General features: G+C 52.9%; 20 protein-coding genes. 6 read left to right on the forward strand and 14 right to left on the reverse strand.

The window, feature by feature from the left end:
- Positions 1-2: 2 nt before the first annotated feature.
- The 10 genes from mraZ to ACFOUO_RS06925 form a co-directional block, all read right to left on the reverse strand.
- The gene (gene mraZ / locus ACFOUO_RS06880) at positions 3-440 is read right to left on the reverse strand and encodes a division/cell wall cluster transcriptional repressor MraZ (protein WP_380703576.1); all 438 of its coding nucleotides are present in this window, start codon (positions 438-440) and stop codon (positions 3-5) included.
- Between the two features lie 141 nt (positions 441-581).
- Positions 582-1,841 carry an adenosylhomocysteinase gene (locus ACFOUO_RS06885; protein WP_380703578.1) on the reverse strand — a complete coding sequence of 420 codons (1,260 nt, stop codon included), beginning with the start codon at positions 1,839-1,841 and terminating at the stop codon, positions 582-584.
- Positions 1,842-1,933: 92 nt separating this feature from the next.
- Complete coding sequence (bshC, locus tag ACFOUO_RS06890) at positions 1,934-3,559, reverse strand: bacillithiol biosynthesis cysteine-adding enzyme BshC (protein WP_380703580.1); 1,626 nt, start codon at positions 3,557-3,559, stop codon at positions 1,934-1,936.
- Positions 3,560-3,617: 58 nt separating this feature from the next.
- Complete coding sequence (locus tag ACFOUO_RS06895) at positions 3,618-5,018, reverse strand: MFS transporter (RefSeq protein ID WP_380703581.1); 1,401 nt, start codon at positions 5,016-5,018, stop codon at positions 3,618-3,620.
- Between the two features lie 29 nt (positions 5,019-5,047).
- Complete coding sequence (locus tag ACFOUO_RS06900) at positions 5,048-5,992, reverse strand: ketopantoate reductase family protein (RefSeq protein ID WP_380703583.1); 945 nt, start codon at positions 5,990-5,992, stop codon at positions 5,048-5,050.
- 126 nt (positions 5,993-6,118) lie between these two features.
- The gene (locus tag ACFOUO_RS06905) at positions 6,119-7,654 is read right to left on the reverse strand and encodes an acyl-CoA carboxylase subunit beta (RefSeq protein WP_380703585.1); all 1,536 of its coding nucleotides are present in this window, start codon (positions 7,652-7,654) and stop codon (positions 6,119-6,121) included.
- A gap of 14 nt (positions 7,655-7,668) precedes the next feature.
- Entirely contained in the window at positions 7,669-8,445 is a 777-nt protein-coding gene (locus ACFOUO_RS06910) for an enoyl-CoA hydratase-related protein (protein ID WP_380703587.1), read from the reverse strand.
- On the reverse strand, positions 8,442-9,353 hold the full coding sequence (locus tag ACFOUO_RS06915; protein WP_380703589.1) for a hydroxymethylglutaryl-CoA lyase: 912 nt from the start codon (positions 9,351-9,353) through the stop codon (positions 8,442-8,444). Before ACFOUO_RS06915 ends, ACFOUO_RS06910 begins: the two co-directional genes overlap by 4 nt.
- A 12-nt stretch (positions 9,354-9,365) precedes the next feature.
- Complete coding sequence (locus ACFOUO_RS06920) at positions 9,366-9,578, reverse strand: acetyl-CoA carboxylase biotin carboxyl carrier protein subunit (RefSeq protein ID WP_380703591.1); 213 nt, start codon at positions 9,576-9,578, stop codon at positions 9,366-9,368.
- Positions 9,575-10,930, reverse strand: a complete 1,356-nt coding sequence (locus tag ACFOUO_RS06925) for an acetyl-CoA carboxylase biotin carboxylase subunit (RefSeq protein WP_380703593.1) — start codon at positions 10,928-10,930, stop codon at positions 9,575-9,577. Before ACFOUO_RS06925 ends, ACFOUO_RS06920 begins: the two co-directional genes overlap by 4 nt.
- Positions 10,931-11,199: 269 nt before the next feature.
- Here ACFOUO_RS06925 and ACFOUO_RS06930 point away from each other — a divergent pair, with 269 nt between their 5' ends.
- Positions 11,200-11,673, forward strand: a complete 474-nt coding sequence (locus ACFOUO_RS06930) for an N-acetyltransferase (protein WP_380703595.1) — start codon at positions 11,200-11,202, stop codon at positions 11,671-11,673.
- 55 nt (positions 11,674-11,728) lie between these two features.
- Here ACFOUO_RS06930 and ACFOUO_RS06935 read toward each other — a convergent pair whose 3' ends face one another.
- Together ACFOUO_RS06935 and ACFOUO_RS06940 are read right to left on the reverse strand one after the other, a co-directional pair.
- Complete coding sequence (locus ACFOUO_RS06935; RefSeq protein ID WP_380703597.1) at positions 11,729-12,352, reverse strand: RsfA family transcriptional regulator; 624 nt, start codon at positions 12,350-12,352, stop codon at positions 11,729-11,731.
- A gap of 98 nt (positions 12,353-12,450) precedes the next feature.
- A complete protein-coding gene (locus ACFOUO_RS06940; RefSeq protein ID WP_380703599.1) occupies positions 12,451-12,612 on the reverse strand; it encodes a hypothetical protein in 162 nt (53 codons plus the stop codon).
- 553 nt (positions 12,613-13,165) lie between these two features.
- On the opposite strand from ACFOUO_RS06940, the gene lepB reads away from it, so the two are divergent.
- The 4 genes from lepB to ACFOUO_RS06960 are packed head-to-tail and all read left to right on the forward strand — an operon-like array spanning position 13,166 to position 16,149.
- Positions 13,166-13,642, forward strand: coding sequence for a signal peptidase I (gene lepB, locus ACFOUO_RS06945; protein WP_380703601.1), 477 nt, complete (start codon positions 13,166-13,168; stop codon positions 13,640-13,642).
- 6 nt (positions 13,643-13,648) lie between these two features.
- Positions 13,649-14,260, forward strand: a complete 612-nt coding sequence (locus ACFOUO_RS06950; protein ID WP_380703603.1) for a YIP1 family protein — start codon at positions 13,649-13,651, stop codon at positions 14,258-14,260.
- 11 nt (positions 14,261-14,271) lie between these two features.
- On the forward strand, positions 14,272-15,645 hold the full coding sequence (locus tag ACFOUO_RS06955) for a DUF4244 domain-containing protein (protein ID WP_380703605.1): 1,374 nt from the start codon (positions 14,272-14,274) through the stop codon (positions 15,643-15,645).
- 18 nt (positions 15,646-15,663) lie between these two features.
- Complete coding sequence (locus tag ACFOUO_RS06960) at positions 15,664-16,149, forward strand: hypothetical protein (protein ID WP_380703607.1); 486 nt, start codon at positions 15,664-15,666, stop codon at positions 16,147-16,149.
- Positions 16,150-16,527: 378 nt separating this feature from the next.
- On the opposite strand, the gene ACFOUO_RS06965 is transcribed toward ACFOUO_RS06960, so the two are convergent.
- Positions 16,528-17,298 carry an enoyl-CoA hydratase/isomerase family protein gene (locus ACFOUO_RS06965; RefSeq protein ID WP_380703609.1) on the reverse strand — a complete coding sequence of 257 codons (771 nt, stop codon included), beginning with the start codon at positions 17,296-17,298 and terminating at the stop codon, positions 16,528-16,530.
- A gap of 217 nt (positions 17,299-17,515) precedes the next feature.
- Here ACFOUO_RS06965 and ACFOUO_RS06970 point away from each other — a divergent pair, with 217 nt between their 5' ends.
- Entirely contained in the window at positions 17,516-17,743 is a 228-nt protein-coding gene (locus tag ACFOUO_RS06970) for a DUF2626 family protein (protein WP_380703611.1), read from the forward strand.
- Positions 17,744-17,805: 62 nt separating this feature from the next.
- Here the strand turns inward: ACFOUO_RS06970 and ACFOUO_RS06975 are convergent, their stop codons facing one another.
- Positions 17,806-18,942 carry a class I SAM-dependent methyltransferase gene (locus tag ACFOUO_RS06975; RefSeq protein ID WP_380703613.1) on the reverse strand — a complete coding sequence of 379 codons (1,137 nt, stop codon included), beginning with the start codon at positions 18,940-18,942 and terminating at the stop codon, positions 17,806-17,808.
- Positions 18,943-18,944: the final 2 nt, after the last annotated feature.

An 18,944-nucleotide genomic window follows, 5' to 3' on the forward strand; every position in this document is an offset into this window, starting at 1 on the left:
CTCTACAAGTCCAGATCCAAATCAACCAGCTTCTCCGCGATCTCGTTGAATGAGCCTTCGGAGGTTTCATAGTACGCTTCCCACGCTTCCTTACTCCAGAGTTCTACACGGTTGGAAACACCGATCACGACACAATCCTTCACAAGCCCAGCGAATTCCCTCAGGTTACCCGGAATGTTCACCCTCCCCTGCTTATCCAGTTCCGCGACGGTCGCCCCGGAAAAGAAAAAGCGGGTGAACGCCCGGGCATCGGCTTTCGTGAAGGGGAGAGCTTTCAGCTTCTGTTCCAGCCTTTCCCACTCGGGCATGGGATAAACGAACAGACAGTGGTCGAGTCCACGGGTGACAACGAAAGCATCGCCGAGACCTTCCCTGAATTTGGATGGGATAATCAGGCGTCCCTTATCGTCGACGGAGTGACGATACTCCCCCATGAACACACCCTAGCCCCCCCTTCACTCCCCCTTATTCCCCACTTCCCTCCACTTTCCACCACATTGGTAAGTATACCACAGAAAAAATAAAAATCCTGCTGGCAAGCGCAGGATTTTTTACAATATTTGTTTCCTCATGTGAATGATTTACAGCTTCCAACTGGCTAGATATTCCTCCTGGCCCTCTGTCATTTCGTCAATCGAGACACCGAGGGAGTACAGCTTGTAAATGGCCACCTGTTCGTCGATATGATACGGAACGTCTAGGACATGGGGGCCAATTTTATCGTAATTTTCACTGACATAGATCAGGGAGAGCGTTTGAAGGGCGAAGGTCATATCCATGATTTCCGCCGGATGGCCGTCTCCAGCCACCAAGTTGACGAGGCGACCGTCACAGAGGAGATGCAGACGACGACCGTCCTCCATCTCGTACTCGGTGATATGGGCACGTACCACCCGTTTTGAGACAGCCTGTGCCTCCAAAGCCAGTTTATCGATTTCCACATCGAAGTGGCCGGCATTGGCCATGATCGCGCCGTCTTTCATATAGGAGAAATGGGACTCGGCGATCACCTGCTTGTTACCTGTGACGGTAACAAAGATATCTCCCTGCCGGGCGGCTTCTGCCATAGGCATCACGGTAAATCCGTCCATATGGGCTTCGGTCGCCTTGATGGGATCCACTTCGGTAACGATAACTCTGGCTCCTAAGCCTTCAGCACGCATGGCCACTCCCCGTCCACACCAACCATAGCCGACGACAACCACCGTTTTCCCAGCGACAACCAAGTTGGTCGCTTTGTTAATCCCGTCCCAGACAGATTGTCCGGTTCCGTAGCGATTATCGAAGAGAAATTTGGAATAAGCATCGTTGACAGCAATCATAGGAAACTGCAACTCTTTGCCCTTCTCCAAGGAACGAAGCCGAAGGATTCCCGTGGTGGTTTCCTCACAGCCGCCTTTCACCTGTTCCAGAAGGTCCGGTCGCTCAGCATGGAGGATGCTGACCAGATCCCCGCCATCGTCGATAATCAGGTCCGGCCGGGTTTCAAGGGTCATCATCAGGTGCTCTTTATACTCTTCCGGCTCGGGGTCATATTTGGCAAAAACCGTCACCCCGGCCTCCGCTAGACCAGCCGCTACGTCGTCTTTGGTGGATAGGGGATTGCTACCTGTGATAACCACCTGGGCTCCCGCATCTCGCAGTAATTCCGCCAAACAGGCCGTTTTCGCTTCCAGATGAAGAGAAATAGCGACCCGTTGCCCGGCTAAAGGTTGTTCGGCGATAAACTCCTCCCGGATCCGGTTTAATACCGGCATATGCTGTCGGGCCCAATCGATTTTGAGGCGCCCCTGAGGGGCAAGGCTACGATCACGTACCACGCTTTCCAGTGTCGAGCTCATGTGCATCCTCCTTAACTTGTCGATCCGTTATCATGCTGTAGCTGCGTCGGATGGAACCAGTGGCGGGCAAGCATACCGTCAAATGAAAACCATTATAAGTATACCACCCGATGGGTTTCCTTGGAAAGGAGAGGAGTTTCCGTCAGTCGCTGGATCCATTCCTCTCCATAGGCATTCCAGTAGGGAAGGACATTGTATATACGTTCTTGCAGGGAACCCCCGGGGAAGAGGGCAGCGGCCAATTCAGCGAAACGGCGTAGATCCGCCTCTTCCCGTTCCTCCATAGCTTTAACCGTCTCCTTTTCCAACCATCCAATTTCCTGAAGAACCTTGTCCCAGTTGGCCTCCCCCAGTCGGGTCAAATCCGGTCGAAGACCCCCAATCTCTCCCAAGAGGGGGCGGTAGATCTCCTCCAATCGCCGTCGAACCTGGCCGAAGAGTTCTCCAGCGTTTACTTGGTATTGACAGGCAAGCCAAGCATTTTTCTTCGCCTCCAAACGGTGGAGGACATCATCCAGGGTGAGACGGTAGCGACGTAGGAGTTTTTCCTCCCGCTGTCCGATCAGGGTGACGCCCGTCCGGGGAAAGAGGGGGGGCATTTCCATGCCCGCATATTCAAAAGCCTCCTTCAACAGGCCCCAGTACGCTATTTCTCCATGCCCCAGCACCGTCGCCAGGGTGGGAAACAAAAATTCCTGCATCAAGGGACGAGTGATCACGTTATTGCTGAAATCCGCCGGACAACTCCGGAGTCGCTTCAGCAATTCCTCCTTGGACCAACGGCGATTTCCTTCCCGATCTCGGAAGCCTTCCCCTTCGGTATAAAGGGCGGTCCGCTCTCCGTCCTCCCTCAGAAAAAAATGAGCCTTCGTCTCTTCCATATCCACCTGAGGAACGTACCCTTCTTCCTCCATCCGGCGAGCCGCAGCCCATACCTGTTCATTGATCGTCCTCGCCTCTCGAATCAGCCATTCGAAAAAGGGAATCTCCAGATGACGAAGCGGTGAGTAGGAAGCATCGATCATTAGGAGTCCGTAACACCCGAAAAGTCGATGCATCAATCGGGCGAAATGACGGCTCAAACTCCCCGGTTCTTGTGACAACGCCCGCATTTCTTCAACCAGATCCCGCTTGCGGGAAGTGTCGGGAAGCATCGAAGCTAACCGATCCAGCCATCGCTCTAGCTTATCAGAGCCGGGGGCCACCTCTCCCGCGGCCACCCGTTTCTTCAAATCCAGAGACAGCGATAGCTTCACTGACTTCGTCTTCCGAGGAAGATGGATGTGATTGACTTCCTCTAAATCATGATCCTCTCCGGCGATCCAAAAGACCGGGATCACGGGGCGTTGGAGCCGTTTTTCTTCTCTGTTGGCCAACTGGATGAGGGTGATCGCCTTGTATAAGGTGTAAAGGGGTCCGGTGAAGAGGCCCGCCTGCTGCCCCCCGATTACCACCAAGGAATCTGCCCGCTCCAGTCGCCGCAAGTTCTCCTCCGCCTCCGGGCTGCGAAGCTCTTCCCCGTGAAAACGGCGAATTACCTCCGCCAATCGCTCTTTCGGTACCATGGGATCTTTTTTTTTCAGTCGTGCCGCGCGCAAGGAGAAAGAAGCCTCATCCCCCGGGTCATAGGAATAGTATTTAGAAGTCTTATGAAAAAATTGGAGATAATCCCGTACCAACGGGTTACTCGGTTCCAGGTATATATCTTCTATTCTCATGGGCAACCTCTTCTCTTCACACAATCTCATCGGCAGAGGATGGAGGCAGCAGGACGTTTCAATCCTCCTCTTTTGCGGAGGACGATGAAATGGGGAGGAGCAGGGCGATGATTAAGCCGATGACCGCTGCCCCTGCTGCCGTTAGCATACCCACCTGATATCCGGACTTCCACAGTTCCGGAAGCCCGGAAACGGTAGAAAATCCCCCGGTCAAAGGTATTTCCTGAAAGAAAGAGAGACCGATCACGATCAGGCCTAGCGCCCCGCCCGCCGCCCGAAACATACCGATCACCATTAGACCGTTTTTCACATGCCGATAGGATAAGACATCGAATAACAATTCATGGACAGGAGCGGTCAACGTAAACCCGAGACCAAAACCTAACACCGCTAAAATAGTCGTCAAAGCCGCTGGGTCCGTGATAAGAGCCAAGGTGAAATAGGCGGAAGCTGTCGCAAAGAATCCTAAAGCCAGGACTCCCTGATACCCCCAGTGAAGAGAGATCCGGCGGGCCAAAGGGATGGAAAACCAGGCGGAAGCCGCCACGATGGAGAGAAAGATTCCTCCCGTACCCGGCGGTCGTTGATAAATCTCCGCCATCCAGCCAGGCACCAGGACCACCGCCACCCAGGTGACCCCCGCCAGGGCCGTCACACCGTGCAAGGCGATCAACCGGCGGTCCGTGAACAATTGTAGAGAGAAAAAGGGGCGATCCGATTGTCTTTCCACCATCATCATGGGAATCCCTAACCCTGCGGCCAAGAAGGCAAAGGGGAGAAACCCGGGGTCCGTTAGCGCTTCCCAGCCCTTATTCGGGTCTAATTGGGAAATCGCGGTCATCGCCGATAACAGGATGGCCCCAAAATAAAAAATCCCGTGAATTTGGTAGGGAGGTGAACGGAGACGTCCCCCGGACCGGAAGCGAAAGCTGAAGGTGAACACCAGCAGGACGGCAGGAATGCTGATCCAAAATAGCCAACGCCAGCTGAACATCCACGTCAGGGTGGACGACAAATAGGGGGTGAGGATCAGAAGCACCGCCAGCACAGCGTGGACGGCAATCCGCCAACGCCTTTTTTCCCACTTGGTCATTCGCCCCATCTCTGCCGCCAAGACCGGAACGATCCCCCCTGCCGCTACTGCTTGAATCACTCTGCCTGCGATCAAAGACAACCAAGTATGGCTCCCCCCTGCAATCAATGAACCTACCGCAAAAAGGAGGAGTGAGACGGAAAACCACTCCCGTCTGCCGACCTTAGCCGCCCAAGCCTCCATCAAAGGAAGCGCCAGGACAAAAACCGCCAAGTGAAGGGCAATCGTCCAGAGCACACCCCGGACGGGAAAGCCCAGATCGGCAGCGATCACGGTTAATGACGGGGCCACCATCCCGATATCCAGAGCGCTGAGGAAGATAGCGATGATAAAAGCGTCGAGTGACAGGTTTTTTTTAAAAGGCATGAGGTTCTCGCCTCCCATTGTTTAACCCGTCATTCGCGGGTTGAAACCTCTGCTTCACCATGGCTCCCCTCCGCTGTCCGAACCAGGTCATACAAGAGCCCATTCATCGGGGTTTTTACTCCCGATTGCTTCCCCTGACGGACAATGAAACCATTAATGAAGGAGATTTCCGTAGGTTTCCCCCGGCTGAGGTCTTCCAACATGGAAGAACGGTTGTCTGCCGTACGGGCACATATATGGTACACTTTTTCCTTCAGTTCCTCCCGAGAAAGATGGATGCCGGTTTCCTCCGCCGTTCGAACCACTTCTTCCAGTATGGAGTCCACCCAGTACGGAAAGAAATCGAATGCCAACAAGCCCCCGTTTTTTACCCGAAACAGGGACGTTAACGGATTAATAACGCAATTGATCGCTAGTTTTTGCCACGTCAGCCTGTCAATCCCGCTGTTGAATGCAACAGGGAGCCCCTGATGAGAAATCCCGCGGATCCACCGAATCACTCGGGTTTCACCCCCGCCCTCGATGGGGCCGATGTGGGTCTCCCCCATTCCGGTATGGATGACACCGACGGTCCCTTCCCTCAGAGCCCCTTCCGTCGTGACAGCGCGATAAATATGATCTCCGGGAGCCTCGGCCTTAAGAAGATCTTCCTGGCCCATTCCATTCTGCATCAAGAGAAGGGAAGCACCCTGTCTGCACCTCTGGGCCAACAAAGGAACAAGCGGGGGGAGGGCAGTCTGTTTCACCGTTAGCAGCACCAGGTCAAAGGGAGGCATTTTCTCCCCGGCCCACACCGCCCGTACGGAAATGCAGCAGGAGGCACCCGATGGTTCCGTCAGGTTGATACCGTTCCGGTTCAGCTCATCCCTTTGCTTCCGCGTACGGGTTACCAGGAAAACATCCTCTCCCGCTAAAACCAGACGGGCCCCCCATAAGAGGCCGATCGCTCCGGCGCCCCAGACGGCGATTTTCAACCCCAATCCCCTCCGTTATAACGATTGTCTTCCCATCATAACAGATTCCCCTCACCAATGTGAGGGGAAGGAAAAATGAACCCTATGCAAAGACAGGTGCCCTAGCCTCTAGGTGGCTACAGGCGATCAGACCGGGTAAACGGGATGACGACGACGGCTGAAGACCATCTCCTTATCCGCATAGGCCTCGAGTCGGCCGATCACTTCCCGACGCAGATCATCGGGCTGGACGATTCCGTCGATGATCAACTCTGAAGCAAGGCGGTAGATATCGATATCCCGTTTATACTCCTCCCGTTTCTCCTGAACGAATGTGACTTTCTCGGCCCCATCCAATTCGGCAATCTTGTTGCTGTAGACGGCATTGACTGCTGCTTCCGGCCCCATGACGGCAATTTGAGCCGTTGGTAACGCCAAGCAGCAGTCCGGTTCAAAAGCGGGGCCAGCCATGGCATAGAGTCCCGCTCCATAAGCTTTGCGAACGATGATGGAAAGCTTGGGCACCGTCGCTTCGGACATAGCGGCGATCATCTTGGCACCATGCCGGATCATACCCGCTCTTTCCGTCCGGGTTCCGATCATAAACCCCGGAACATCAGCCAGGAAGAGAATCGGGATGCGGAAGGCATCGCACAAAGTGATGAACCGGGCCGCCTTGTCCGCCGAATCGACAAAGAGCACCCCTCCCTTTACCTTGGACTGATTGGCGATAATACCGACCGGCTGGCCATCCAGGCGAGCAAAACCAGTGATTAGCTCCCTGGCAAATAACTTCTTCATCTCGTAGAAAGAGCCTTTGTCCACCAAAGAATCGATCAGCTCCATCATGTCGAAAGGGGTATTCTGGTTATCCGGCACAATCTCCGATGGTTTCCGGGCAGCTGCCGACGGCTCTTTCCCCACGGTCCGTAGGGGGCGTTCCTCCCAGTTGGAAGGGAAATAACCCAGGTATCGGCGGGCAGAGGCGATGGCCTCTTCTTCATCCGCCGCCAGCACATCACCACAACCGCTAACACTGCAATGCATGCGGGCTCCGCCCATTTCCTCCAGCGAAACTTTCTCCCCGATCACCATCTCTGCCATTCGTGGGGAGCCCAGATACATGGAGGCGTTTTTATCTACCATGATCACCGTGTCGCAAAAAGCGGGGATGTAGGCTCCCCCCGCCGCGGATGGCCCGAAAAGGACACAAACTTGAGGAATCATTCCCGACAGTTTCACCTGATTATAAAAAATGCGGCCTGCCCCGCGTCGGCCCGGAAACATTTCGATCTGATCGGTAATACGGGCACCGGCGGAATCAACGAGATAGATCAGGGGGACCCGCATCTTCTCTGCAGTCTCCTGGATTCGGATGATCTTCTCCACGGTCCGGGCTCCCCAGGAACCTGCCTTCACCGTTGAATCGTTCGCCATTACACAAACGGTCTGCCCATTCACTCTGCCGATCCCAGTCACCACTCCGTCAGCAGGAAGGTTCTCCTCCATCACGTTGGCGAACAGGCCGTCCTCCAACTGAAAATCGTCATCAAAGAGAAGCTCCAAACGCCGACGGACAAACAACTTTTTCTGTTTCGCCAGCTTTTCATGATAACGGGGTTCCCCCCCTCTTCGAACCTTTTCTGTTCGTTCCGTCAGTTTGTTCACGGTAGTCTCTTCCATGATCTCCCTCCGATTCACTCACCCAAATAAATGGGTTTTCTTTTTTCTTTGAAGGCAAGAAGGCCCTCCAAACGATCTTTGGTCGGAATCAATGTCTCATAGGCTTTAGTCTCCAGTGCCAGCCCTGTCTCGAGATCGGTCTCGGCGCCGTAGTCAATCGCATACTTGGCCTGAGCAAGGGCCAGGGGGGCGTTTTCATTGATCGCAGACGCCAACTCCATCGCTTTCTCCACTGCCGTGCCACCGTTAACTACCTTGTTCAGCATCCCCATTTCTTCTGCTTCCCGAGCGGTAAGGCGGCGGGCCGTAAAAATCATCTCCTTCGCTTTCGCCTTTCCGACCAAACGTGAAAGCCGCTGCGTTCCCCCCGCTCCGGGAATAATTCCGAGGGAGGTCTCTGTCAGCCCTAATACCGCGTGCTCATCTGCTACGCGAAGGTCACAGGCTAGGGCCAGCTCCATGCCACCGCCGAGAGCGACGCCGTTAACCGCAGCAATAACGGGTTTGGGCAGGCGGGCGACAGCGGAAAATGTCTCCCGAATCGCCCGGATGTATTGACGCACCTGGTCATCGGTGAAGCTTCGCCGTTCCTTTAAATCTGCACCGGCACAAAATGCCTTTTCCCCAGCCCCGGTAATTACTACGACCCGGGTCGGTTTGGAATGGACCAATTCCTCCGTCACCCGGTAAAGTTCCTTCAATAGGGGAAAGTTTAGAGCGTTGTATACCTCCGGCCGGTTTAGCACAATCTTCGAGATCCCTTCTTTTCTCTCCCATTCCACCAAATTCAACGGGCTCTCTCCTCCTTTTCCGCAGCCAGACGACCGGCCAGCACCTTGGATGGTAGGGTTTTTCCGAGACTGGCACCGGCAAACCGACTCGCCTCACAAAGTTTATCCAGGTCGATGCCCGTGTTGACACCCATCCCCTCCAGCATATAGACTAAGTCCTCCGTCGCCGCATTACCGGCTGCTCCTGGGGCGTAAGGACAGCCCCCGATTCCACCGAAGGAGGTGTCAAGAACCCGTACACCCTCCTCTAAAGCGACGTAGGCGTTAACTAGGGCTGTACCCCGGGTATCATGGAAATGGCCAGCCAGTTTTCCGACTGGAATTTCCTTTGTTAGCGCTTTCAATTTTTCTTTAACATGATGCGGCGTGGCCACCCCGATCGTGTCTCCGAGGGAAATTTCATATACACCCATCTCCAGTAACCGTCGGCATATCTCCGCCGTTTTCCGTAAGGGAACGTCACCCTCGTAGGGACAGCCGAAAACTGTGGAGACATATCCTCTCACCTGCTTCCCATGGGCGAGAGCCATTTGGACCACTTCCTCCAGAACTGGATAGGTATCGCGAAGGCTTTTGTTAATGTTTTTCTGGTTATGGGTCTCAGAAGCGGATAGAAAAATAGCAAACTCCTCCACCCGAGTATCCAGCGCCCGTTCTAATCCCTTCCGGTTAGGAACCAGCGCCCTGTACCGGACACCGGGAGCCTTTGGCAGCATGGAGACAAGCTCTGCCGCGTCAGCCAGTTGGGGCACCCACCGGGGATGGACGAAGGATGTGACCTCCAGTTGCGTCACACCGGCCGCGATCAACTTCTCTGTCAACTGTTTCTTAACCGCAGTGGGCAAGATATTCTCTTCGTTCTGCAAGCCATCCCGGAGTCCTACTTCTACGATCGTCACCTCGGGCATGCTTCCGCCTCCTCACCCCAGTTCGATGAGTACATCGCCATCTCCCACAAAGGCCCCGACCTCTGCTTTGACAGCGGTGACCGTCCCATTCTCCTCCGCTTGAACCGGAACTTCCATCTTCATCGATTCCAGGATGACCACATCCTGGCCCGCTTCTACCCTGTCCCCTTCTCCCACAAGCACCTGCAGGACAGTGCCCGCCATCGAGGCTTGTACCGTTTTCATGGTTTCATCCCCTCTCCCCTTTGGTTCAGCCGCTGCAATATAGACGTATCATACCGGCCCCGGATGAAATCGGGCTCCGCCAACACTTTTTCAAACAGCGGCAAATTGCTCTTGATTCCCTCCACCCTGAAGGAAGCCAGCGCTTCCCGACTCCGCTTGAGGGCTTCCTCCCTGCTATCGCCGCCGATGATGCATTTGGCGATCATCGGATCATAGAAAGGTGTGACTTCGTTTCCCTCTTCCACGCCTGCGTCCACCCGAATCCGATCCCCGATGGGAGGTTTAAAAGCTGTCAGCTTCCCCGGAGAGGGGAAAAAGCGAACAGGATCTTCGGCGTAGATGCGGAATTCGATCGCATGTCCCTTCCTTTGAATGTTCTCTTGATCGAAGGGGAGGTCGCTGCCTTCGGCAATATCCAGTTGGAGCGCCACCAAATCGAGGCCCGTCACCATCTCAGTCACCGGATGCTCCACCTGGAGGCGGGTGTTCATCTCCAAAAAATAAAACTTCTCTTGTTCGTCGACGAGAAATTCCACCGTCCCTGCCCCGGTGTAACCAACAGCCTGGGCTGCTGTCACTGCTGCCTCCCACAGGGCTTTTCTCGTCGCCTCTTCGATGGAGGGGGAAGGGCTCTCCTCCACCACCTTCTGATTACGACGCTGGACGGAACATTCCCGTTCAAAAAGGTGGACGACTTTCCCCTTCCGGTCAGCCAGCACTTGAACCTCCACATGTCGGGGGCGGGAGATAAACTTCTCCAAAAACAGGGTATCGTCCCCAAAATAGGCTTTGGCGCGGGCCTGTATGCTTGGAAAAGCCTTGAGAAGGGACGCCTCCGACTCCAGGACCTGCATACCGATCCCGCCCCCTCCGGCACTCGCCTTCAACATCACCGGGTATCCCATGCTTTCGGCCTCACGGGCAGCCTCTTCCCCGGTACGGACTCCTTCCGGGGTTCCCGGCACGACCGGGATACCCGCCTTCTCCATCACCCGCCGGGCCGTCAATTTATCCCCCATACGTGCAATCACTTCCGGCGAAGGGCCCACGAACAATAATCCTGCCTCTTCCACTTTGGCAGCGAAATCGGCGTTTTCCGACAACAAACCATAACCTGGGTGGACGGCATCGGCTCCCATTTGAAGGGCTGCATCGATGATCACTCCCATGTCCAGGTAGCTTTGGGCCACCGGAGGGGGACCGATCCGAACCGAGTCGTCCGCCTCCTGAACAAAAGGAAGGTCGGCGTCAGCATCGGAATGGACGGCGACCGTGCGGATGCCGCGTTCCCGACATGTCCGAATGATCCGGAGAGCGATCTCTCCCCGGTTGGCGATCAACAATTTTTTCATGTCCATCGGCCTCCTAGCATCTCCCTTGTCGTCTGCCGCTCTGATGAATCCGGCTAGCGGAGGGCCGGGCATACAGAGAGGGATCTCATCCCGGATCGGAAGAAACGTGAGATCCAAGAAATCCATTCGACAATTTCTGAATCAATCCCTTCCCACCAGAAGGGAAATTTAAGCCAACAAGGGAGAAGGAACCGCATAGGCAAAGGATCCATCCATCATGTATAATAAAAGGGAAAAGCTTCACGAAGTAGGAAAGGAGCGGGATGAACGTGAGCCACTATCGCGTGGAACGGCTCAAAATCAATTACAAAACCCTGGAAGAGTTCCAAAAGTTTCGCGAATACGGATTGCAAGAGCTCTCCATGCTGGAAGATCTCCAAGCGAATATTATCGAAAATGACAGCAATTCTCCTTTTTACGGAATTTATCAGGAAGGGAAACTAGTTGCCCGCATCAGCCTTTATCGAATCGACGGCAAATACGACCGTTTTTTCGACCCGCCCCAGGATTACTATGAAGTGTGGAAATTGGAAGTCCTTCCCCAGTATCGGGAACAGGATCTCGGCTCGGCTCTGGTCCAGCACGCTAAGAGCTTCGGCCTCCCGATTAAGACCAATGCCCGTTGCCGTTCCGATGAATTCTGGCTAAAGATGGGATTCCAGCCGGCTAATTACGACCCTATCCGGGATCGGGGAGAAAACCCCTTCGTCTGGCTCCCGGCTGGCGTGAAACTTCAAGCCTAGGGGATATAAAAAGAGACCCGTCGACAGCGTGAAGGGGTCTCTCTTTTTTATTGCATCAACCTTTATCAATCCGCTCCAGATTGCCGTTAGCCTCCATACGGAATTTGGCTTTCATCGCATTCTCCTCATCCTCATCCAATAGAGCCAGCTTTCGCGCGCGGTCCATAATTTGAATCAAAGCCTTGTAATCGTCATTGACAACCCGATAGTCCGTCTGAACAGAACTGAGTCGTCCTTTCATTTCCTCGTTTTCCTCCGATATCTTCTGTAGCTCTTTTTCCTGCTCTTCCAACTCTCGCTCCAATTCCAGCTGCCGTTTCCTCATCTCCGAAACTTCCGCTTTATGCTGACGCAAATAACGGATGATGGCATCCAGCGAACCCGCCCGGTCCGGGTTGAAATTTAGCCCTTCAGAGCCCGCTCGAACCCGAGCTTGAGCATTTCGTTCCTGGTTCCTTTGCTGCCGCTGGGACTTGGCGATCTGGATCGCCGCTTCATATTTTTTCCGGACGAGGCTGTTCCACCGGAACCCACAGGCTGCCGGTGTCCGCCCCAACTTTTCAGCTACCTCTTCAAATGCGTTCAACTGGGTGCTTCCTTCCCGGATGTGCCGGAGAGTCACCTCCGCCAGCACCAAGTCATCGTCCGGGGTCCATGCATCTTGTCTCTTTACGGCCATATACGCCATAACCTCCAATCCATGTTCACACCTTCAGCATCGGCAGATGTCGGTTTGTTCTATCTGTATGCGTTTGGTATAAAACGTAGTATATGTAACTAGTATTTTTTATAACCGAAACCCCCGACGGCTATACGTGGCAGGGACGGACAAGGGCAAGAAACAGGAAGAAGGCCGGTCTTCAATCGTCCGAGGTTATTGACAAAGTGGACACCGGTGGCCTGCTCGCCGTCTCCGTCCTTCTTTTCTTCAAAAGACAAATTGTCCGCTCCCTCTCCGACATGATGATTTCCCAAGAAATTTTCGCTGAAACCGCCCTATCAAGCACTGAACGTAGGCTTATCAAAGGAGTGAGACAAACAATTGAAGCGGGGCGGGAAATACTTGCTTAAGATCCCTATTCATATGACACCCGAAAACGCGCATGATTCCAAACCTTATCGTGCTCGATTCGATTGAGCCGTCAAGGAACGTTTTGGTTTCAATTGAAAGCGTGGCCCTGGGTGCAGACAAATTGACGTGTCAAAACCACAGAGCCATGCCTCCCTGACTGCTGTATGTCAAAACCTCAAAAGATCTCCTCCCTTTCTTTTTCATTCGATGGCTACCAAAATCCAAACCCCCGTTCCCCAACCACGGTTGGAAACGGGGGTTTATCAATAACCTCAGCCTGGTTAATCCGGAATTTTGTAGTTGATGACCGGTGATCCTAGATTATTTAAGATTTCTCTGAGATTTGGCTTTTTTATTCCTACCTAATCCAACTCATGCTATACTGTTAGGTATCATTTTCCCTGAAAGGAGAGATGCTCATTGGATTTATCGAGGAAAACCATATGGATTACCCTCCTGCTTGCGCTTGCCGTGATCGTCATTGGGTTTGTTATTTTCAATTCCTTCTATACTTTCTATCGAGTCAACGGCACAAGCATGGAGCCCACATTAAAAAACGGCGAAATTTACTTAGTGGATAAAGGAAACCAATCCATCGAACGAGGCGACATCATTGTTTTTCATTCATCACCAGACAACCTTACCTTCATAAAAAGGGTGATCGGTTTACCGGGAGAAAAGGTGGCCATTCATGAAAACCGTGTTTATATCAACGGAAAAATCTTGCCTGAGCCCTACATTCGGAACCATCCAGCCATTGAAAAACATAAAAGCGTAACGGTCCCCCCTGATCATGTCTATGTTTTGGGAGATGACCGTGTAAAAAGTGTGGACAGCCGTCAAATAGGCCCAATTTTCAAAGAAAAAATCATCGGAACTTTCGATACGGGAAGGTGATCGAACATGATCGAAACCTTGAAAACAAACTGGATGCGAATTTGGAAAGAGCCTCGCCGTGTGATCTCGGATTTGGTGGACGAAACGACACCCGCTCTCACCGCTGTTCTCGTGGCCTTGTTCGGGATTACCTTGATCATTGAACACGCCTCTACGCGCAATATGTTAGATACCCTATCGGGCGGCTCCCTTTTCTTCATCTCCCTGGTGATCGGCCCCCTATTGGGGGCGCTTGGTTGGTTGCTGCTCAGCCTCTTGGCGTTTGGCACCTCTCGTCTGTTTGGGGGGGTGGCCACCTTCCGGGAAACGCTTAACGCCGTCACCTGGGCAACCATTCCTTACATATCGAAATGGGCGCTTCTCTTTCCCATGCTCTTGATCTTTCGAAGTGAGCTGTTTACCAAATCGACTCCCATCATGGATGATTCGATGTTCTTACTGCTTCTCCATGTGCTGCTTTCCGTATTGGATATCGCCATGACAGTCCTATTCTATATCATCCTGTCTCATATCATCGGGGAAATCAACGGCTTCTCTGCTTGGAAAGGCTTTTTCTCTATAGCACTCATCCCCGCGGCTGTTTTCTTCCTTCTCATCTTACGAGTGATCCTTTTTTAGGGGTGGTCTAGTTGAAATATGATCGCTGGTTTCATCGCTTACGGCACACCCTTTCCTCTAAAAAGGGATCCTCGACGCTTGAATATGTGATCATCCTCGCAGCAGGTGCACTGTTGGCGATGATTCTCTACTCCACATTATCCGGTAGCTCGGTCCAAAAAGAAATTGAAAACAAAATCATGCAGGCACTGAATGGCAACCTGACAGCCACACAAGGAGCGGAGAATCCCCCTCCAAAGGAGAAAGCAGAAGAACCACCTACAACAACCCACTCTCAACAACCCTCCCATGAAGATGAGGACCCCGGATTTTTCGAAGGGCTATGGAACTCCGGTAAAGAAGGGCTAGATGCCACCGGTCAATGGTTTACAGATATCTATGAAAAAGACATCAAGGGCATTTGGAATGAACCGGGAGATTATTTGCGTGAAACCATCGGTTGGGAAAGCATCAAAAACTCCTGGAACAAAGCTTGGGAGGACCCTGGGCAATATTTCTCGGATTCCTGGGATAATACGGTAGAAGGTTGGAACCAATTTTGGGATGATCCGTTAGAAAACTCGGCTAAACTCGTATTTGACTGGGATCAGTTCGGAGAGTCCTGGAGCGGAAAAGATGAGAACGGCAACCAAATTCCCATCCTCAATCGGATATGGGGTATGGCAGAAAGCCTACCTACCCCGGCAAAAGCGGTTAAAATCGTCAGTATCGCGGACGGCATCTTTGTTCACGATGGGTGCGCCAAAACGAAAAAAGGTAGCGGCAAATGTCCGAACGGAAACAATGCGAAGAAAGATGATGAGGACTCCGCCCAGCAAGAAGAAGCCCGCGACATCATCGCAAAGGCGGAAAATGAAGACCAACTCGTCAACGACCTGATCGATCAGGACATCGACCAATCCAACCTTTATCAATCGCTGAGCGAACGGTATGATGAAAAGACAGCCAAGGCGATCGCGCAAAATATCGAAAAAGGCAACGCCTTCAACAAGAAAATGGCATCCAACTACCCGAATAATGAAGTCTACATCGAATCTTCCAGTAAAAGCGGAAAAGTTCGCTTAGATTCGTATAACCCCAAGACGGGGGAAATCGTATCGAGAAAGTATACCCAGCTAGCAAAAATCCAACCTCAAACCGCTAAACAGTATATCAATGAGTTGAAAAATAAATACCCGGCAGGTGCCAAAATTGCCGATGTTCCCACACAGCGAAAGGGATCAGGACACCAGAATGCGGATCTAGCAGGAGGGGTATTGACCAGAAGCGGACAAATGATCTTGGAAGTTCCCGCCCAAAAGGAGAAGGTTCCAAAAGAGATCTTGGATTATGCAAAGAGCAGAAACATCCTGATCAGAGATGAAAATGGAAAGGTACTACACTAACAGGAGGATGAGAGCAAAATGAATGTGGAGTTCTACGAACATTGGGGAGCTTATTGGAAAGAGGGGATCAACAAACTATCCTATGAGCAGGCAAAACAATTTCACCAACAGGAAAAACCCTATGTGGTCATCCTTTCGGGTGGCCATAAACCTCAGTTTATTGTCGGTATAAACTTTAATTATGAAGGGTATTTTTGCGAACTACTTCACTTAAACGAAACTCTGGATGCTTATCTAGTTGAAGCTTATGAGGCTCATGGCAACCAATTATTTTTAAAAAATGTGCATGAAAAGTATTATGACGACAGGGAAATCGATATGGTCACCTACCTTTACGAAGCCGACGGGCGGTACCGGAAGAACTTCTTTATCGACGGTAAGGGAACCAATACTCCAGAATACGGGGAGTGCGATGTCTCCAGTCACTTCCGGGAGATGCTCCAATTCAACCGCTACGACTCCATCCTCCCCGACGAAGCGAAGAAAGGGTTGCAAGAAGGGTAACTCTTTAGGAGTCCGAAAAAGCCTGCACTTGCCTAGATAAGGCTGCTGACAAAGTCGGTCAGCAGCCTTTTTCTGTTGAAATCGTTGTAGCTCAACGGTTATTTCTTATTATCCACCTTATATTTAGCCCTCACGTACTCCCTCCATGTCATTCCTCTCGATTTCAAAAACCCATCCGTTAAAACCCCGGGTATGAGCCATATCAAGCAAGCAATATAGGAACCGGGTATGAGCCGAGAAGAAATTTGGTGTGTAACTTGATCAAAATTAATCATCGTATAGACTAATCCAAACAGTAACGGCGTACCCCATAGATAAATCGAATCAGCGATTTTCATTAGAACCCCCTCAATGGGTACAATTCTAAAAAAGATTTTTTCACTCCTTACCCCGAGTTCGGTGCAAAAAAGATTCCACCGCTCGGAGATGTTCCTCGGTTTCCCATAGGACTGCGCATGATTGCGCCTCCCCTGCCACAAGCTCCGCCCGTGTCTGCCCCTGCCGTGTTTGGTTTGCTAATTGAACATAGGCTTGGATCACGGGAAGCGAAGCCTGGGCCAGTGTCGTGGCAAACCGTTCCACTTCCTTCTCAAACCCGTCTGCTGGCAGTATTCGGTGAATCCATCCCCAGTCTGCCAGGAGAGAAGCGTCGACTCGCTCCCCTGACAAGAGAAGGTAGAGGGCCTGATGGCGAGGAAGCTCCTCCAGAAGGCGAGAGCCCCCTCCCCAGCCGGTGGTAATGCCCAGACTGGACTGAATAAATCCAAACCGAGCCCCTTCAGTAGCAAGACGGAAATCACAGCTGGCGACAATCTCACACCCGCCCCCGACTGCCGTTCCCTGGACAGCCGCTATGGTCGGTTTCCCCCAATCTCTCACCCGTTCCAGCAGCCTTCCCATCCGGTGCATCACCGGAAATACTTCCTCTTTGCTTTTCAGTTGGTGGAATTCCCCTAGATCCCCGCCAGAGACGAAGGTGCGCTCATCACCGACAAAGACGAGTACCTTCACGTCCTCATCCTCGGATAGAACCGTCAGTTGTTCTTCCAATTCCGCCATCATCTGAATATTGACAGCGTTCCTTACCGCAGGGCGATGAAAGCGGATCCATGCGATACCGTGCCGCTTCCATGTTTGAATCGTTTCCAAAGGACCTTCCTCCCGTAACAAGAATTCCTGACCGTTTGATGACACAAACTACAAAGGCTTGAACCCCTTTTTTTCGAGGGTTATAATGTGTTATGACAATCGCAAGCTGATGAGTAACGCACGATCCCTGCAGCCACGAGCATTGGGAACGGGCATGCACGGCTGTCATACCCTCATCGAAACGTTGATCTTGCAGGCTTAAAGGAGTTGGCTGTACATGGACCGCATGTTTCGGGTTTTGGGTTTCTGGTGTTTGGTCATGGGCCTCATGTTCATGGCGGGCCACATGAATATCCTGGCCGGTCTTTTCTACGCCCAGGCCGCCCTCTTCATCGTGCTGGGTTACATGCGTTATACGGAACGCACCTATATGTTGATGTTCGGCGGCTACATGGTTCTTGCCTTTATCGGAATCGTCTACTGGTCCTTTTTCCAAGTGGGTTGAAACCGGCTTCTCGGAAAAAAGCTCCCCCTCCGGGGAGCTTTTTTCCTATCCGGCACCTTCGATCAGAGAGATTCCTCTCCAGGAGCGAGGAAGTCCGCCGGGATCAGCTGTCCTTTGGCTTGGATTAGCACACGGAATTGCTCTCCCATCCCGCCGGGCAGGGCGAGCTGTCGCAAGGAACGGATCCGCTTCGCTTCCGGGCTGAAGGGATCCGCATCGGAAGGCGGCGTTAGCTCCTCCAGGATGCCGGCTTCCAGTAGGAAACGGGATTGACTGCCGTACCATTGAGGGAACAGTCCCGCCTCCTCCCCCCAGCGGCGGAGTGCGGTGAAACAAACATCCGCCGTGAGATCCGTCTCCCCCGGTTGAGAAAGAAGATCCGTGACCAACCGATGCTTACGGAACCCGCGGAGGGTCCCTTCCCTACGCAGAGGAGAGTCCAATTCCAGCGATGTGCCACCGTAGTCGATCGTTAGCAGGATTCCTTGCTCCAGCCAGCCGCCGATCTGTTGAATCCATTCACGGGCGGCGAGGGGCACCTCCGCTTCACCGCCCTCGACGAGGTTCCTCCCCGATTCCGCGAAATAGGCGGCCAGCTCCGGCCGGGAAAGGGGACCTTCCACCTCTTCCAGGTGCGTATCTTGAGTATTCCAGGTTACATATATCTCTCGGAGACAGCCTTCCCGCTTTCGCACCCGATGAACAGGGAAGGCATCCACCAGTTCGTTGCTAAACAGGATAGCGGGGGTACCGGCGGGGATGGTCTCCACTGAATCGATCCACTGAACCTCCCAGGGGGAGTTCTTCAGGCGCTCCCGTTGCAATCGGCGGTGGTATGAGCTGGTTTCGATCATCCAGTACACGGGAGGGTGGGACAACCCTCTTTGAGCAAGTCCTCGAATTACTTGTTCCGCCAGCCTCCCATCCCCGCCCCCCATCTCCACAACCGCCCAGGGACGATCAGTTGGAAATCTGCGGGCCAGCCTCCCAATCACTCGGCTCAAAGTGAGTCCGAAGAGCTCCCCCGCGTAGGGGCTGGTGAAAAAATCCCCCTCTCGTCCGATCTTCCGTCCTTCCCGCCGATAATATCCCCAGCGGGGGTGGTAGAGAGCCTGCTCCATGAAACGAGCGAAAGGGATTCTTTTGTTCGGGGAAGACCAGATTTCCTCCACGATCGCTCCCAACAACTTACCGGCCATTC

Source organism: Salinithrix halophila (assembly GCF_042650125.1).
Classification (GTDB): Bacteria; Bacillota; Bacilli; order Thermoactinomycetales; family DSM-45169; genus Salinithrix; species Salinithrix halophila.

Coding starts and splice junctions, on each gene's coding strand:
- ACFOUO_RS06960 (WP_380703607.1), top strand. CDS start 15,664: ATGAATGTGGAGTTCTACGAACATTGGGGAGCTTATTGGAAAGAGGGG.
- ACFOUO_RS06950 (WP_380703603.1), top strand. CDS start 13,649: ATGATCGAAACCTTGAAAACAAACTGGATGCGAATTTGGAAAGAGCCT.
- ACFOUO_RS06915 (WP_380703589.1), bottom strand. CDS start 9,353: ATGCCCGAGGTGACGATCGTAGAAGTAGGACTCCGGGATGGCTTGCAG.
- bshC (WP_380703580.1), bottom strand. CDS start 3,559: ATGAGAATAGAAGATATATACCTGGAACCGAGTAACCCGTTGGTACGG.
- ACFOUO_RS06905 (WP_380703585.1), bottom strand. CDS start 7,654: ATGGAAGAGACTACCGTGAACAAACTGACGGAACGAACAGAAAAGGTT.
- ACFOUO_RS06935 (WP_380703597.1), bottom strand. CDS start 12,352: ATGGCCGTAAAGAGACAAGATGCATGGACCCCGGACGATGACTTGGTG.
- ACFOUO_RS06895 (WP_380703581.1), bottom strand. CDS start 5,018: ATGCCTTTTAAAAAAAACCTGTCACTCGACGCTTTTATCATCGCTATC.
- ACFOUO_RS06970 (WP_380703611.1), top strand. CDS start 17,516: ATGGACCGCATGTTTCGGGTTTTGGGTTTCTGGTGTTTGGTCATGGGC.
- ACFOUO_RS06975 (WP_380703613.1), bottom strand. CDS start 18,942: ATGGCCGGTAAGTTGTTGGGAGCGATCGTGGAGGAAATCTGGTCTTCC.
- ACFOUO_RS06925 (WP_380703593.1), bottom strand. CDS start 10,930: ATGAAAAAATTGTTGATCGCCAACCGGGGAGAGATCGCTCTCCGGATC.
- ACFOUO_RS06920 (WP_380703591.1), bottom strand. CDS start 9,578: ATGAAAACGGTACAAGCCTCGATGGCGGGCACTGTCCTGCAGGTGCTT.
- ACFOUO_RS06885 (WP_380703578.1), bottom strand. CDS start 1,841: ATGAGCTCGACACTGGAAAGCGTGGTACGTGATCGTAGCCTTGCCCCT.